13 protein-coding genes and 1 riboswitch are annotated in these 14,902 nt (G+C 74.7%); of the genes, 6 read left to right on the top strand and 7 right to left on the bottom strand.

Going from position 1 to position 14,902, the window contains the following annotated elements; translation table 11 throughout:
• Positions 1–240 precede the first annotated feature (240 nt).
• The 4 genes from ABD308_RS14925 to ABD308_RS14910 form a co-directional block, all read right to left on the bottom strand.
• Positions 241–942 (bottom strand): dienelactone hydrolase family protein, encoded by a 702-nt coding sequence (locus ABD308_RS14925; protein ID WP_344333744.1) that lies wholly within the window; start codon positions 940–942, stop codon positions 241–243.
• 117 nt (positions 943–1,059) lie between these two features.
• A complete protein-coding gene (locus ABD308_RS14920; protein ID WP_344333742.1) occupies positions 1,060–2,472 on the bottom strand; it encodes a sugar porter family MFS transporter in 1,413 nt (470 codons plus the stop codon).
• A 161-nt stretch (positions 2,473–2,633) separates the two neighbouring features.
• A complete protein-coding gene (locus tag ABD308_RS14915; RefSeq protein WP_344333740.1) occupies positions 2,634–3,251 on the bottom strand; it encodes an FMN-binding negative transcriptional regulator in 618 nt (205 codons plus the stop codon).
• Positions 3,252–3,262: 11 nt separating this feature from the next.
• Entirely contained in the window at positions 3,263–3,955 is a 693-nt protein-coding gene (locus ABD308_RS14910; protein WP_344333738.1) for a pyridoxamine 5'-phosphate oxidase family protein, read from the bottom strand.
• 34 nt (positions 3,956–3,989) lie between these two features.
• Between ABD308_RS14910 and ABD308_RS14905 the strand changes: the two genes are divergently transcribed.
• Positions 3,990–5,327, top strand: a complete 1,338-nt coding sequence (locus tag ABD308_RS14905; RefSeq protein ID WP_344333736.1) for an aminotransferase class I/II-fold pyridoxal phosphate-dependent enzyme — start codon at positions 3,990–3,992, stop codon at positions 5,325–5,327.
• Between the two features lie 69 nt (positions 5,328–5,396).
• On the opposite strand, the gene ABD308_RS14900 is transcribed toward ABD308_RS14905, so the two are convergent.
• On the bottom strand, positions 5,397–6,755 hold the full coding sequence (locus tag ABD308_RS14900; protein WP_344333734.1) for an NAD(P)/FAD-dependent oxidoreductase: 1,359 nt from the start codon (positions 6,753–6,755) through the stop codon (positions 5,397–5,399).
• Positions 6,756–6,902: 147 nt separating this feature from the next.
• On the opposite strand from ABD308_RS14900, the gene ABD308_RS14895 reads away from it, so the two are divergent.
• From ABD308_RS14895 to ABD308_RS14885, 3 genes are all read left to right on the top strand, one after another.
• A complete protein-coding gene (locus ABD308_RS14895) occupies positions 6,903–7,658 on the top strand; it encodes a HipA family kinase (protein WP_344333732.1) in 756 nt (251 codons plus the stop codon).
• Between the two features lie 125 nt (positions 7,659–7,783).
• A complete protein-coding gene (locus ABD308_RS14890; RefSeq protein ID WP_344333752.1) occupies positions 7,784–8,170 on the top strand; it encodes a DUF3037 domain-containing protein in 387 nt (128 codons plus the stop codon).
• 94 nt (positions 8,171–8,264) lie between these two features.
• On the top strand, positions 8,265–8,708 hold the full coding sequence (locus tag ABD308_RS14885) for a MarR family winged helix-turn-helix transcriptional regulator (protein WP_344333731.1): 444 nt from the start codon (positions 8,265–8,267) through the stop codon (positions 8,706–8,708).
• A gap of 16 nt (positions 8,709–8,724) precedes the next feature.
• Here the strand turns inward: ABD308_RS14885 and ABD308_RS14880 are convergent, their stop codons facing one another.
• Entirely contained in the window at positions 8,725–10,935 is a 2,211-nt protein-coding gene (locus ABD308_RS14880; protein WP_344333729.1) for a HelD family protein, read from the bottom strand.
• A 118-nt stretch (positions 10,936–11,053) separates the two neighbouring features.
• Here ABD308_RS14880 and purB point away from each other — a divergent pair, with 118 nt between their 5' ends.
• Complete coding sequence (purB, locus tag ABD308_RS14875) at positions 11,054–12,484, top strand: adenylosuccinate lyase (protein ID WP_344333728.1); 1,431 nt, start codon at positions 11,054–11,056, stop codon at positions 12,482–12,484.
• Between the two features lie 37 nt (positions 12,485–12,521).
• Here the strand turns inward: purB and ABD308_RS14870 are convergent, their stop codons facing one another.
• A complete protein-coding gene (locus tag ABD308_RS14870) occupies positions 12,522–14,039 on the bottom strand; it encodes an MFS transporter (protein ID WP_344333727.1) in 1,518 nt (505 codons plus the stop codon).
• Positions 14,040–14,351: 312 nt separating this feature from the next.
• Positions 14,352–14,515: riboswitch (cyclic di-AMP (ydaO/yuaA leader) on the top strand.
• Positions 14,516–14,518: 3 nt separating this feature from the next.
• On the opposite strand from ABD308_RS14870, the gene ABD308_RS14865 reads away from it, so the two are divergent.
• On the top strand, positions 14,519–14,902 hold a 384-nt coding region (locus ABD308_RS14865; protein WP_344333725.1), incomplete at its 3' end, for a LysM peptidoglycan-binding domain-containing protein.

The following is a 14,902-nucleotide window of genomic DNA, read 5'->3' as shown; positions in this document are numbered from 1 at the left end:
GCGGTCGAGCCGCCGCCGTCCATGATGGCGAAGGCGGTGGCGATGGGGGCGCCGGCGTTGCCGAGGCCGCTCACCACGGTGGCGGCGGTCTGGATCCGGAAGTTGCGGCTCGCCCAGGTGAAGCGGCCGGTCGGGGGGATCGGGGTTGGGCTCTGCACCCCGTGACTATGCCGGGGCGGATGATCCGTGTCCATCCAATATCGGAGCGCCGGGCGGGCGCCGCGCGGGCTTCGTGCGGGGTCAGCCGAGGTGGGCCCAGAGGAAGGTGAGGGTGCGCCGCCAGGCGATCTCCGCCTGCAGCGGGTCGTAGGTGCCGAGCAGGTTCTCCTCGTTCATGAAGGCGTGCCCGGCCGGGTAGAAGTGGATCTCCGGGCGGACGTCGGTGGCCTCGCCGATCCGGATCGCGGCCTCGTCCACGGCGGCCATCGGGATCGCGCGGTCGTGCTCGCCGTAGTGGCCGAGCACATGGGCGGTCAGGCCCCGGTACTCGAAGTCCGGATCGGGCGGCAGGCCGTAGAACGGGACCACCGCGGCCACCCGGTCGCCTTCCGCGGCGGCCAGCAGCAGGGCGAAGCCGCCGCCCATGCAGAAGCCGACCACGCCGACCGCGTCGCCGACCACGCCGTCCAGGCCGAGCAACAGGTCGACCGCGCCGCGCAGGTCCCGCACCGCCTGTTCGACCGGCAGTTCGCGCTTGAGCCGGGCGGCCTCGGCGCTGTCGTGGGTGGTCGTGCCGCCGAAGAGGTCCGGCGCGAGGACGGTGAAGCCCTCGGCGGCGAACCGGTCGGCCACGCCGGCCAGGTACGGCGTCAGGCCCCACCACTCCTGGACCACGACCAGGCCGGGTCCGACGCCTTGCGGCGGGCGGGCCAGGTAGCCGTGGGCCTCGCGGCCGTTGCTCGGGAAGGTGACGTTCTGCCGGGAGCCGCCCTGGTCAGGCATGGCTTCCTCTCGGGGGACGGGCCGCCGGGCGCGGCGGCGGGTCGGTGGCCGGGGGCGTGTGGGGAACGGTGGGCCCGGGGGCGGGCCCACCGGGGTGCCGGCGGGGGTGCCGGGGGGTCAGCCCATCTCCTCCAGGGCGCGGCCCTTGGTCTCCTTGATGCAGAAGGCCACGAAGGGGATGGAGAGCAGCGCGAACACCGCGTAGATGACGTAGGTCGCCGACAGGTTCCAGTCGGCGAGGTCGGGGAAGCTGACGGTGATCGCCCAGTTGGCGATCCACTGGGCGGAGGCGGCGACGGACAGGGCCAGCGCGCGGATCCGGTTCGGGAACATCTCGCCGAGCAGCACCCAGACCACCACGCCCCAGGAGAAGGCGAAGCAGAGCACGAAGACGTGCGCGGCGATCAGCGCGACCGTCGCGTGGGTGTTGTCCAGGGTGGCGGCGTCGCCGGAGCCCTCCCGGTAGGAGAAGGCCCAGGCGGCGGTGCCGAGCGCGACGGCCATGCCGGCCGAGCCGGCCAGCGCGAGCGGCTTGCGGCCGATCCGGTCGACCAGGGTCATCGCGATCACCGTGCCGATGACGTTGATGATCGAGGTGGAGAGGCTGATCAGCAGCGAGTTGGACTCGTTGATGCCGACCGACTGCCAGAGGAAGGAGGAGTAGTAGAAGATCACGTTGATGCCGACGAACTGCTGGAACGCCGAGGCGCCGATGCCGACCCAGACGATCGGCAGCAGGCCGAACCGGCCGCCCGTGAGGTCCTTGAGCCGCGGTTTGCGGGCGGACTCCAGCACCGCGCGGATCTCGGCCACCCGCGCGTCGAGGTCGACGTCCTCGCCCTCGACCTCCACCAGCACCCGGCGGGCCTGCGCCTCCCGGCGGTCGGCGATCAGGTAGCGCGGGGACTCCGGGATGGCCAGCGCCATCAGTCCGTAGACCAAGGCCGGGATCGCCTCCACGCCGAGCATCCACTGCCAGGCCTGGACGCCGCCGAGGTGGCCGGTGGACTCGCCGCCGGCGGCCTGGTTGAGCGCCCAGTTGGCGAGCTGGGAGACGGTGATGCCGAGCACGATCGCCATCTGCTGGAAGGAGGCCAGCCGGCCCCGGTAGGCGGTCGGGGCGACCTCGGCGATGTAGGTCGGGGCGATCACCGAGGCGATGCCGATCGCCACGCCGCCGACCACCCGCCAGGTGGCCAGCACCTCGATGTTGGGCGGGAACATCGAGCCGATGCCGCTGACCGCGAAGAGGAACGAGGCCAGCAGCATGGTGCGGACCCGGCCCAGGTGGTCGGCGAGCCGGCCGGCCACCACCGCCCCGGCGGCCGAGCCGAGCAGGGCGATCGCCACCACGAACGCGGTCGTGCCGTTGCCCACCCCGAAGTGCTTCTGGATGCCCGTCACCGCGCCGTTGATCACCGCGCTGTCGTAGCCGAACAGGAAGCCGCCCATCGCGGCGGCGGCCGAGATGAACACCACGTGCCCGAGGTGCGCCTCGCCGGTCGCCGGATGGGTGTGGGTACTGGACACGCGCGCTCCCCGGGGTCGACGGTCCCGCCCGCACGGCCGGGAGGGCAGGGTTCGTCTCACATTCGATCAGCGCCGGGGGGCGCGCGTCGCGGCGGTTGGGCCGAATGGGTGACGGTGCGTCAGGTCCGGGTCGCCTGCCGCCGAACGGGGGAGCGGGCGCCTCACCGCCGCGCGTTGCGGCGCAGCAGCTGGGTGCGGGCGGCCGCGTCGAGCGGGCGCGCGCGTTCGGCGAGGCGTTCGGCGAGCGCCAGTTGTTCGGCGGCCGGCTTCTTGTCGTCGTACTTGAACTTGGCCCGCACCTCGCGGACCGTCAGCCGCAGCCCGGTCAGGCCGGGGAGCAGCCGGCCGAGCGCGCCCCCGCCCGGGGCCACCCGGGTGTCCGGGCACTCCGGCTGGAAGTGGGCCAGCTGGCGGTTGAGGATCTCGGCCTTGCCGGCCGCGTCCTCGACCGGCGTGGCGGTGGCGTGGAACTGCACGGAGGCGTAGTAGCTGGTCGGGGTGCCGGGCTCGCCGCGCCAGTGGCCGGGGGCGAAGGCGTAGTCGTCGGTGACCGCGAGGGTGACCTCCGGGTCGGCCCGGACGGCGGCGAGCAGCGGGTTGGGGGCGGCCAGGTGGAGCAGGATCTCGCCGCGGTCGGCGTCCAGCAGGAAGTGGGTGGGGACGAGCACCGGGCCGCGGCCCGGCCCGCCGTTGGCGGCGAGCAGGCCGAAGTCCCGGCCCTCGGCGAGCCAGGCGCGCCACTCGGCCTCGTCGCCCCGGTCCCAGGGGCGGATCAGCACGCGGGCCCCGGTCAGACGCCGCGCGGGGCGGTGCGGTCGGCGAGCGCCGCGAGGTTCGCGGGCAGCGGCACGGTGGTGGAGGCGTCCGGAACGGGGGTGCCGTAGCCGCTGGTCACCGGGACGACGCCGGCCCAGTACGGCAGGGCGAGGTCCTCGGGGTCGTCGTCGGCGAGGTCGGCCCGGGTCTTGGCGGAGACCTCGTCGAGGTCGAGGCGGATCACCGCGGTGGCGGCGAGTTCCTTGGCGTTGGCCGGGCGGACCTCGGCGGAGCGGCCCGGGACGACCTGGTCGATCAGCGCGTCCAGCGCCACCGTCAGCTCGTCGGGGTCGGTGACCTGGTGCGCGGTGCCGTGGGCGACCACCGAGCGGAAGTTGACCGAGTGGTTGAACGCCGACTTGGTCAGCACCAGGGCGTCGACCAGGGTGACGGTGACGCAGACCGGCAGGCCCTGTCCGCCCCTGGCCCCGCGCAGCGGCCGGCTGCCGGTGGAGCCGTGCACGTAGAGGTGGTCGCCGACCCGGGCGTGGATGGTGGGCAGCACGACCGGCGCCCCGTCGGCGACGAAGCCGAGGTGGCAGAGGTAGGTGGCGTCAAGGATCGCGTGGATCGCCTCGCGCTCCCAATGGGCGCGGTCCTTGTAGCGGGTGGGCGTGGTGCGCGGCGTCCGGGCGTAGGACGTGTCGCCGTCCGGCGTGGTCGACATGACAACCTCTATGTACTAGTGCATAATCTGCTTTGTGCTAGGAGACTATCGGATCACCGGTCGGCGTGCCAGCGAGATCGCGGCCGAGGTCGAGCGGGGCGTCAGCAGCGGCCGGCTCGCCCCCGGAACGCCGCTGCCGCCACTGCGCGACCTCGCCACCGAACTCGGCGTCAACCCCAACACGGTGGCCGCCGCCTACCGGCTGCTCCGCGACCGCGGGGTGATCGAGACCGCCGGGCGCAAGGGCAGCCGGATCCGCCCGCGCCCCGCCCACACCCCGCGCGACCAGATCCGCCTTCCCGTGCCCCCGCACGCCCGCGACCTCTCCGACGGCAACCCCGACCCGGACCTGCTGCCCGACCTCACCGCCGCCCTCGCGTCCGCCGCCGAGGCCGCCCGCCGCGCCCCGGTCCGCTACGGCGACCCGGTCGCCGACCCCGGCCTGCTCGCGCTGGCCGGCGCCGGCTTCGCCGCCGACGGCCTGCCGTCCGGTCCGCTCGCCGTCGCCTCCGGCTCGCTGGACACCATCGAGCGGATCCTGCTCACCCGGCTGCGCCCCGGCGACGCCGTCGCCGTCGAGGACCCGGGCTGGGGCAGCCTGCTCGACCTGCTGCCGGCGCTCGGCCTGCGCACCGTGCCGGTCCGGCTCGACGACGCGGGCCCGCTGCCCGGGCCGCTCGCCGAGGCGCTGGACGGCGGCGCGCGGGCGGTGATCGTCACCAGCCGGGCGCAGAACCCCACCGGCGCCGCGCTCACCGCCGGGCGGGCCGCCGAGCTGCGCGCGGTGCTGGCCGGCCACCCGGACGTGCTGCTGATCGAGGACGACCACGGCCACGGCATCGTCGACCTGCCCTACCACCCGCTGGCCGGCGCGGGGTCGGCGCACTGGGCGGTGGTCCGCTCGGCGGCCAAGGCGTACGGGCCGGACCTGCGGCTGTCGGTCGCGGTCGGGGACCCGGACACCATCGGCCGGGTGCTCGGACGCCAGCGGCTGGGGGCCGGCTGGGTCAGCCACCTGCTCCAGCACACGGTGGCCGGGCTGTGGCGCGCCGACGCGGCGCCGGCCGGACGGGTGGCCGCCGCCTACCGGGCGCGCCGGGAGGCGCTGATCGGCGCGCTGGCCGAGCGGGGGATCGCGGCGCACGGGGCGAGCGGGCTGAACGTCTGGGTGCCGGTGCCGGACGAGGCCGTCGCGCTCGCCGCGCTGGTCCAGCGCGGCTGGGTCGCGGCGCCCGGCGCCCGGTACCGGCTGCAGTCGCCGCCCGGGCTGCGGATCACCGTCGCGCGGCTCGATCCGGCGGACGCCCGGCGGCTGGCCGAGGACCTGGCGGCGGTGCTGGGCGTGGCGGGCCCGGGGTCCCGGCTGGTGTGAGGCCGCTCGTGAGCGATCGCAGGGCGGCCACCGATTCCGGACCGGTCGGCAGCGGGCCGCCGGGGCCGGTCAGCCCTTGGCGAGCAGCGCCTGGGCGTGCTCCCTGACCTGGTCCTTGGACAGGTAGGCGTCGGTGTACTCGAAGTCGCGCAGCCGGGCGGGCTGGCGGGCGAGGAAGCCGGTCCGCACGAAGTCGTCGCCGGCGGTCGCGTTGAGCAGCCAGTTGGCGCCGACCCGGAACTTGGCGACGTTGGTGCGCATCGCCATCAGGTGGTAGCCGCGGGCCACCAGCTGGGCCGGCACGCCGCGCAGCTCCACCCCGACCGGCTTGGAGACGGCGTCCTTGCCGCCGAGGTCCACGACCAGGCCCAGGTCCTTGTGGTAGTACGGCTCCAGCGGCTGGTTGCGCAGGGCCGCGATCACGTTGCCGGCCACCGCCCGGCCCTGGCGGGCCGAGTGCTGGGCGGTGGGCGGGCAGACCGCGCCGTCCCCCTTGGCGAGATCCGGGACGGCGGCGGCGTCGCCGAGCGCGAAGACGCCCTCGTACTGCGGCACCCGCATCTCCGCCGTCACCGCGATCCGCCCGCGCACCGTCTCGGCATCCAGGGTGGCGATCAGCGGGCTCGCCGCGACACCGGCCGTCCAGATCAGCGTCCGGCAGGGCAGCACCCGGCCGTCGGTGAACTTGACCGACTCGGCGCCGACCTCGGCCACCGAGACGCCTAGCGACACCTCGACGCCGCGCTCGCGCAGCACCTCCAGGGCGGCGGTGCCGAGGGCGTCGCCCAGCTCGGGCATCAGCTTCGGCGCGATGTCGATGAGGTGCCACTTGATCTGCCGGGCGTCCAGCCGCGGGTAGCGGTGGGCGGCGGCCGTGGTGAGCCGCTGTAGGCAGGCGGCGGTCTCGGTGCCCGCGTAGCCGCCGCCGACCACCACGAACTGCAGCCGGGACTCGCGCTCCTTCTGGTCCGGGGTGGCCGAGGCGAGGTCGAGCTGGGCGATCACGTGGTCACGGACGTAGGCCGCCTCGGCGAGGGTCTTCATGCCGCGCGCGTAGTCGGTCAGGCCGGGGATGTCGAAGGTGCGGGTGACGCTGCCGGGGGCCAGCACCAGGTAGTCGTACTTCTGCGCCACCACCTCGTCGGTGATCTTGCGGACCACGCAGACCTTGGCGGCGGGGTCCACGCCGATCGCGCCGCCGGGGACGATGTGGGTGCGGCGCAGTGAGCGGCGCAGCGAGACGGCCACCGACTGGGGCGTGAGCACACCGGCCGCCACGTGCGGCAGCAGCGGCAGGTAGAGCTGGTAGCTGAACGGGGTGACCAGGGTGATCTCGGCCTCTGCGGGGGAGAGCTTGCGCTCCAGCCGGCGCGCGCACTCCAGTCCGGCGAAGCCGCCGCCGACGATCAGGATCCGGGCTCGTTCCATCGTGCGTCCCTCACAGTGCGTCGGGTGCCCCGATTACTGTCCGCCACACTCGCACGGAGCAGCCGGGCCTGCCACCCGGGACGACCCGGGCGGGCGAGCGTGCCGAGCGACACCCGCCCCGTGCATATGCCCGATAGGCTGTCGGTTGTGCTCCCCGAGGTGACGGCGGTCCGTTATGTGACGCCACTGCGAGAAGGCGGCTCGATGCCGGGCCTGGTCGAGGCCGACGACCGGCGGCTGTACGCGCTGAAGTGGATCGGCGCGGCCCAGGGCCGCAAGGCGCTGGTCGCCGAGGTGCTGGCCGGTGAACTCGGCCGGCGGCTCGGCCTGCCGGTGCCCGAGTTGGTGACCGTCGACCTGGACCCGGTGCTCGCGCGCAGCGAGCCGGACCCGCAGATCCAGGACCAGATGCGGGCCAGCGGCGGCCTCAACCTGGGGATGGCCTTCGTCAGCGGCGCGCTCAACTTCGATCCGGTCTGCTTCGACGTGGACGCCGGGCTGGCCGGGCAGGTGCTCTGGTTCGACGCGCTGATCGGCAACGTCGACCGCTCCTGGCGCAACCCCAACCTGCTGGTCGCCACGGGCGGCCTGCGGCTGATCGACCACGGCGCGAGCCTGATCTTCCACCACCACTGGGCGGGCGCGGCCGGCTGGACCCGCCGGCCGTACGACGCCTCCGACCACGCGCTGCTGGGCGCGGAGCCGGACCTGCTCGCGGCCGACAAGGCGCTCGCGCCGCTGGCCGAGGCGGCGATCGAGGGGGCGGTGGCGCAGATCCCGGACGTCTGGCTGGTGGACGAGCCCGGGTTCGACTCGCCCGCGGCGGTGCGCGAGGCGTACCGCGCCCAGCTGACCGCGCGACTGGCCGGTCCGCGAGACTGGCTGCCGGAGGTGTCCGCATGACCGAGTCCGGCTTCGAGGAGTTCGGTCTGTCCGAGTCCCGCCTGTCAGGGTCCCGTCTGTCGTGGTCGGCGGACTCCGGGCCGGCCGACCTCCGGGCGGGCGAAGCGGCGCGCTCGGTGGTGCCGCTGCGGGCCGAGCTGCACGAGTACGAGTACGCGGTGATCCGGGCGGTGCCCCGGGTGGAGCGCGGCGAGTGCGTCAACGTGGGCGTGCTGCTGTACTGCCGGCAGAGCTCCCACCTGGCCGCGCGGACCCACCTGGACCAGGCGCGGCTGCTGGCGCTGGACCCGGTGGCCGACGTGGCCGCGGTGCGGCGGGCGCTGCAGGGGATCGAGGTGGTCTGCGCGGGCGGGCCGCAGGCCGGCCCGGCGGTGGCGGACAGCCCGGGACAGCGGTTCCGCTGGCTCACCGCCCCGCGCAGCGCGGTGGTGCAACCGGGGCCGGTGCACACCGGGCTGACCGCCGACCCGGAGACGGAGCTGCGCCGGCTGTTCGACCAGCTGGTGCTCTGACCAGGCCGGTTCCCCGGGGCCGGCGGTTTGGGCACTGGACCTTTGCCGTGCTCAAATCTTGAGTTACTGAAGCAGTCGGTCGTAGGCTGACCTCATGGGTTCGACGACGAGCACGACCGTACCGACCAACGCCGAGCTGATGGAGGCGCTGGCCGCCGTCGGCGGTGCGTACTTCCAGGACTTCGCGGCCGCGGCGGCCCGGCACGGTCTCTCCTCCTCGCAGGCCAAGGCGCTCGGCGCGGTCCAGGAGCCGGTGCCGATGCGCGCGCTGGCCGGGCGGCTGGGCTGCGACGCCTCCAACGTGACCGGGATCGTCGACCGGCTGGAGGCGCTGGGCCTGGCCCGCCGGGAGGCCTCGGCGGGCGACCGGCGGGTCAAGATCGTGGTCATCAGTGCGCAGGGCCGGGAGATCCTGGCGCTGATCCGCGGCGAGATGGGCCGCACCCACCAGGCCTTCGAGAACCTGAGCGGCGAGCAGCGCGCGGCGCTGCACTCGATCTGCCTCCAGGTCCTCCCGGTGCTCAGCGGGCGGGTCTAGGGCAGGCCCCGACCGCTCAGGGCCGTCCCCGCAGAGCCGCCGCGAGGGCGGGCGGCAGCGGGGTGTGGTGCAGCAGGGTGAGGCGCCGGGTCGCGCGGGTGAGGGCGACGTAGAGGTCCGCGGCGCCCTGGGCGAGGAGGGCCGCCGGGTCGACCACGGTGACCGCGTCGAACTCCAGGCCCTTGGCCTCGCGGACGGTCAGCGCCCCCAGCGCGGCGGCGCCCGCGTCCGGGGCGATCACGCCGAAGGTGCCGGAGCCGGCGGGCGGTGCGGCCGGCGCGGCCAGTGCCGTGGCGTAGTCGCCGTCCGGGACGGGGACGACGCGCGGGCGTTCGGGGGTCTCCCGGACGGCCTCGGGCGGCTCCTGGCCGGGCATGTGCGCACGCAGCACCGCCGCCGCCGGCGCCATGATCGCGGCCGGGGTGCGGTAGTTGACGGTGAGCCGCTCCTCGCGCCAGCGGCCCGGCAGTTCGCGGTCCAGCGCCTCAGCCCAGGACGACCGGGCCCCGGCCGGTGAGGCGGTCTGGGCGAGGTCGCCGACGATGGTCAGCGAGCGGGTCGGCACCCGGCGCAGCACGGCGCGCCAGGCCATCGCGGACAGCTCCTGGGCCTCGTCGACCACCACGTGCCCGTACGCCCACCGGCGGTCCCCGGCGGCGCGCTCGGCGGTGGTGCGGTCCGGGCCGGTGTCGCGGAAGCGCCCGGCGAGCAGTCCGGCGTCCAGGGTGGCGTCGCCCTGTTGGCCGGTGACGGTGAGCACGCCGTCGGCGTAGGCGAGTTCGTCGTCCAGCGTCCGTTCGGCGGCGCGGACCCGGGCGAGGACCGAGGCGCCGTCCTCGCCGAGGAGTTCCGCCGCCTCGTCGAGCAGCGGGACGTCCCCGGTGGTCCACGGCGCGCCGGCCGGGCGCAGGACGGCGGCGCGGTCGGTGGGGGAGAGGCCGGGGGCCGCGGCGGCCAGCAGGGCGGGGTCGGAGAACAGCCGGTCGATCAGTTGGTGCGGCGTCAGGACCGGCCAGAGGGCGTCGAGTCCGGCCCGGACCTCGGGCTGCTCCCAGAGTTCGCGCGGGGCGTGGCGGGCCTCCTCCTCGTCGTACGGGCGGCCGAGGGAGAGCGCCTGCGCCACCGCGAGGGCGTCGAGCACGGTGCGCAGGAAGAACGCGCGGGCCTCGTTGTGCGGCAGGCGCAGGCCGCGGGCGGCCTCCCGGGCCTCGGCGCAGACCCGGCGGGACAGGCGCAGGTGCTCGCCGAGGTGCAGGCCGCCGGCGGGGACGGGCTGGTGGGCCTCGACGGCGCGCCGGACCGCGTCGGCCATCCACGGCCCGCCCTTGACCACGGCGGCGGCCGGTCCGTCCTCGGCGGTGGCCCGGACGCCGGGGAACAGCTCGCCGACGGTGCGCAGCACCACCTCGGTCTCGCCGAGCGCGGGCAGCACCTGGTCGATGTAGCGCAGGAACCCGGTGCTGGGGCCGATCACCAGGACACCGCGCCGCTCCAGGACCGCGCGGTGCGTGTACAGCAGATAGGCGGCGCGGTGCAGGGCGGTGACCGTCTTCCCGGTGCCGGGGCCGCCCTGGACGACCAGCGCACCGGGCAGCGGGGCGCGGATCACCCGGTCCTGTTCGGCCTGGATGGTGGCGACCACGGTGGCCATCCGGCCGGTGCGCTCGCGGTCGAGGGCGGCCAGCAGCGCCGCCTCGCCGACCAGGCCGCGCCGGCCGCCCTCGTCCAGGGCGGCCAGGTCGAGCGCCTCGTCGTCCAGTCCGGTGAGGACGCGGCCGCGGGTGTGCAGGTGGCGGCGGCGGAGCAGCCCGCCGGGTTCCGCCGGGGTGGCGGTGTAGAACGGGCGGGCGGCGGGGGCGCGCCAGTCGACGAGGACCGGCTCGTAGGTCCCGGCCGCCGCGTCGGTGAGGCCGATCCGGCCGATGTAGCGGACGGTGCCGTCGCGGTGGTCGAGGCGGCCGAAGCACAGGCCGCGCTCGACGGCGTCCAGCCGCGCGGAGCGGCGGGCGGCCTCGGCGGCGCGCAGTTCGCGCTCCAGCCGGGCCTGGTGGGTGCCGCCCGGACCGGCCTCGCGGCCGGCCGCCGCCAGGGTCCGGCGGGCGCGTTCGCGGGCGGCGTCCAGGTGGGCGTAAAGGCCGGTCAGCCTGGCCTGTTCGGCGTGCAGCGCCTCGGCGAGGCGGGCGTCCGTCGCGGCCGGGAGAGGGGGAACCGCTGGAGATCCGTTCACGGGTGTGGTATCCTTGCGGTGAGGAGTTTGTGGGGCTCTTGATGACGGTGGCTCAAGTGTCCCAGCCTACCCGAGCCCGGGCCGTTCCGGCTGACCTCGGCTGTTAGGCTTGCGAAGCGTGAGCGCGAAGCCCCAGATCCCCAATGTCCTGGCCTCCCGGTACGCCTCGGCGACCCTGGCCCAGCTCTGGTCCCCCGAGCACAAGGTGGTCCTTGAGCGCCATCTTTGGCTCGCCGTCCTGAAGGCCCAGCAGGACCTCGGCGTCGAGGTGCCCGCCACCGCCGTCGCCGACTACGAGCGGGTGATCGACCAGGTCGACCTCGCCTCCATCGCCGCCCGCGAGCGGGTCACCCGGCACGACGTCAAGGCCCGGATCGAGGAGTTCAGCGACCTCGCCGGCCACGAGCAGATCCACAAGGGCATGACCTCCCGGGACCTGACCGAGAACGTCGAGCAGCTGCAGGTCCGGCAGTCGCTGGAGCACGTGCGCGACCGCGTCGTCGCCGTGCTGGTCCGCCTCGGCCGGCTCTCCGCCGAGCACGCCGAGCTGGTCATGGCCGGCCGCTCGCACAACGTGGCCGCGCAGGCGACCACCCTGGGCAAGCGCTTCGCGTCGATCGCCGACGAGCTGCTGGTCGCCTTCCGCCGCCTGGAGGAGCTGATCGCCCGTTACCCGCTGCGCGGGATCAAGGGCCCGGTCGGCACCGCGCAGGACATGCTGGACCTGCTGGGCGGCGACACCGACAAGCTCGCCGAGCTGGAGCGCCGGGTCGCCGCGCACCTCGGCTTCGAGAACGTCTTCACCAGCGTCGGCCAGGTCTACCCGCGCTCGCTGGACTTCGAGGTGCTGACCGCCCTCGTCCAGCTGGCCGCCGCGCCGTCCAGCCTGGCCAAGACCATCCGCCTGATGGCCGGCCACGAGCTGGTGACCGAGGGCTTCAAGGAGGGCCAGGTCGGCTCCTCGGCGATGCCGCACAAGATGAACACCCGCTCCTGCGAGCGCGTCAACGGCCTGGCCGTGATCCTGCGCGGCTACGCGTCGATGACCGGCGAGCTGGCCGGCGACCAGTGGAACGAGGGCGACGTCTCCTGCTCGGTGGTCCGCCGGGTCGCGCTGCCGGACGCCTTCTTCGCCTTCGACGGCCTGCTGGAGACCTTCCTGACCGTCCTCGACGAGTTCGGCGCCTTCCCGGCCGTGATCGAGGCCGAGCTGGACCGCTACCTGCCGTTCCTGGCCACCACCAAGGTCCTGATGGGCGCGGTGCGCGCGGGCGTCGGCCGGGAGACCGGGCACGAGGTCATCAAGGAGCACGCCGTCGCCTCCGCGCTCGCGATGCGGGCCGGCGCGCGGGAGAACGAGCTGCTGGACCGGCTGGCGAACGACGAGCGGATCCCGCTGGACCGGGCCGCGCTGGACGCGCTGCTGGCCGACCGGCTCTCCTTCACGGGCGCGGCCGGTGCGCAGGTCGCCGAGGTCGTCCGCCGGATCGAGGCCGTCGCGGCCGCGTACCCGGAGGCGGCCAAGTACGCCCCGGGTGACATCCTCTGACGAGCCGTAGGCTCCGCGGTCAGGGCCCCGTCGCCGGTCAGGCGGCGGGGCCCTCGCCGTGGGTGACGGTGGCGTGGCCGGGGTCGAGCGGTGGGGCGTTGGTGCCGCAGGCGTAGCGGCACTCCGGTTCGGCGACGGGGTGCTCGTCCTCCGGGGCCAGCACGTTGCCGTGCACGGTGGCCAGCGCGATCAGTCCGCCGGCCACGAGCAGCCCGGCGCAGATCAGCATCGCGGTCCGGAAGGCCGAGTCGACGGCCTCCGGCACCTGGTAGTCGTCACCGCTCAGACCGGCCAGCGCGGGCAGCGCGGCGACCGCCAGCAGGCCGGCCGCCCGGGCCGCGGCGTTGTTGACCCCGCTGGCGATGCCCGCGTGCCGCACGTCCACCGCCGCCAGCACGGTGGCGGTCAGCGGTGCGACCAGCAGCACCATGCCGCTGCCCATGACGGCGGCGGCGGGCAGGACGTCCGTCCAGTAGGAGGCGTCGGGGCCGATCCGCAGCATCAGCAGCACGCCCGCCGCGCAGAGCAGCGGGCCGACGGTGAGCGGCAGGCGCGGGCCGATCCGCTTGCCCAGCCGGCCGGCGCGGGCGGACAGCGCCAGCATGATCACCGTGATCGGCAGCAGCGCCAGCCCGGAGACCAGGGGGGAGAAGCCGGAGACGATCTGCAGCTGGACGACCAGGAGGAAGAAGACGCCGCTGAACGCCGCGTAGACGGCGAGGGTGACCAGGTTCACGGCGGTGAACAGCCGCGAGGAGAACAGCCCCAGTGGCAGCATGGGTTCCGGAGTGCGGCGCTCGACCGCCACGAAGGCGACGCCGAGCAGCACGCCCGCCGCGCCGGTGACCCAGACCGCGGCGGGCAGGCCCTTGCCGGCGGCGGTCAGCGCGTAGGTGACGGCGCCCAGCGCCAGGGCGGCCAGCACCGCGCCGAGCGCGTCGAAGCGGCCGGTCGCGGACTCGTCCCGGCTCTCCGGTACGTGCCGGGCGGACACCGCCACCACCAGGGCGGCCAGCGGCAGGTTCAGCAGGAAGATCCAGCGCCAGCCGGGGCCGTCCACCAGCCAGCCGCCGAGGAACGGGCCGACGGCCGCCGACACCCCGCCGAGTCCGGACCAGAGGCCGACCGCCGCCGAGCGGTCCTCCGGGTGGAAGACCGCCTGGAGCATCGCCAGCGAGCCCGGGGTGAGCAGCGCGCCGCCGACGCCCTGCACGGCGCGCGCGATGATCAGCACCTCGATGTTCGGCGCGGCGGCGCAGGCCGCGGAGGCGATGGCGAACCAGACCACGCCGAGCAGGAAGACCCGGCGCCGGCCGTACCGGTCGCCGAGGGCGCCGCCGAGCAGGATCAGCCCCGCCAGGGTGAGCAGATAGGCGTTGAGCGTCCATTGCAGGGCGTCGAGTTGGGCGCCGAGATCGGCGCCGATGCGGGGCAGCGCGACGTTCACGACGGTCCCGTCCAGCATCGCCATGCTGGAGCCGAGCACCGTCGCCAGAAGTACCCAGCGACCCTGCGCGGTGCCCAACCGCAGGGTGCCGGCCTCGAAGGTGGCCACGGCCCATGGTCAGTCCCGTGGGGCTGACGTGACAAGGGTCACCGGGGGTGTGTCGGGGGATGTCCGCTCCGTGAGTGATCGTGTGCGTACTGATTCCGATATCGGCGCAGGGTCGTGGATCACCTGCGGACCGTGAATGGATTGTGTACATACTGTGCACGCCTTTTCGGCGGAGTGTCACCGGGGTGCGGACTTTGGTCCCAGGTCGTGGAGATCGACATTGCTTCACCCGAACGGATGAGTTTTAGTTCAGCGACCGCCCGGCGTCAGCCCGGGTGGCCACCGGGTGGAACGCCTAGTCCTGCCGCTGCCCGGTGGTACGCACCGAACTCTGTACGGCAGGAGCGGGGGACCCACAGGTAAGTCGCCGGACCCGAACTACTCGCGGACCGGCTTGGGGTGAAGCCGCCTATTGCGGCCGGGCAACTCCAGCCCGAACCCGACAGCTCACCTCGCAGGCGTCGGAGAGGACATTTTCCATGCCCGCACAGGCTCGTCGTATCGCCCTGCCCCGCGCCGCCCGCATCGGCATCGCCACCGCCGTCACCGGTGCCGCCTTCGCCCTCCCGCTGGTGACCACCGTCACCGCCCAGGCCCACGAGGTCCCGGCCGCCAAGCCGGCCGCTCAGGCCGCCGCCCCCGCCGCTCAGGCCGCCCCGGCCGCCGCGCCGGTCGCGGACAGCTACAAGGTCGTCGGTGGGGACACCCTCTCGAAGATCGCCGCCGCGAAGAACGTCACCGGTGGCTGGCAGGCGCTGTACGAGCACAACCGCTCGGTCATCGGCGCCAACCCGAACCTGATCTTCCCGGGCCAGCCGCTCGCGCTCGGCGAGCACGCCGGCCGCGTGGTGGGCGGCGGCGAG

The sequence above is a fragment of the Kitasatospora putterlickiae genome, assembly GCF_039527695.1.
Classification (GTDB): Bacteria; Actinomycetota; Actinomycetes; order Streptomycetales; family Streptomycetaceae; genus Kitasatospora; species Kitasatospora putterlickiae.
Note: the sequence above shows the minus strand (reverse complement) of the source record. Positions and strands in the feature narration are given on the sequence as shown.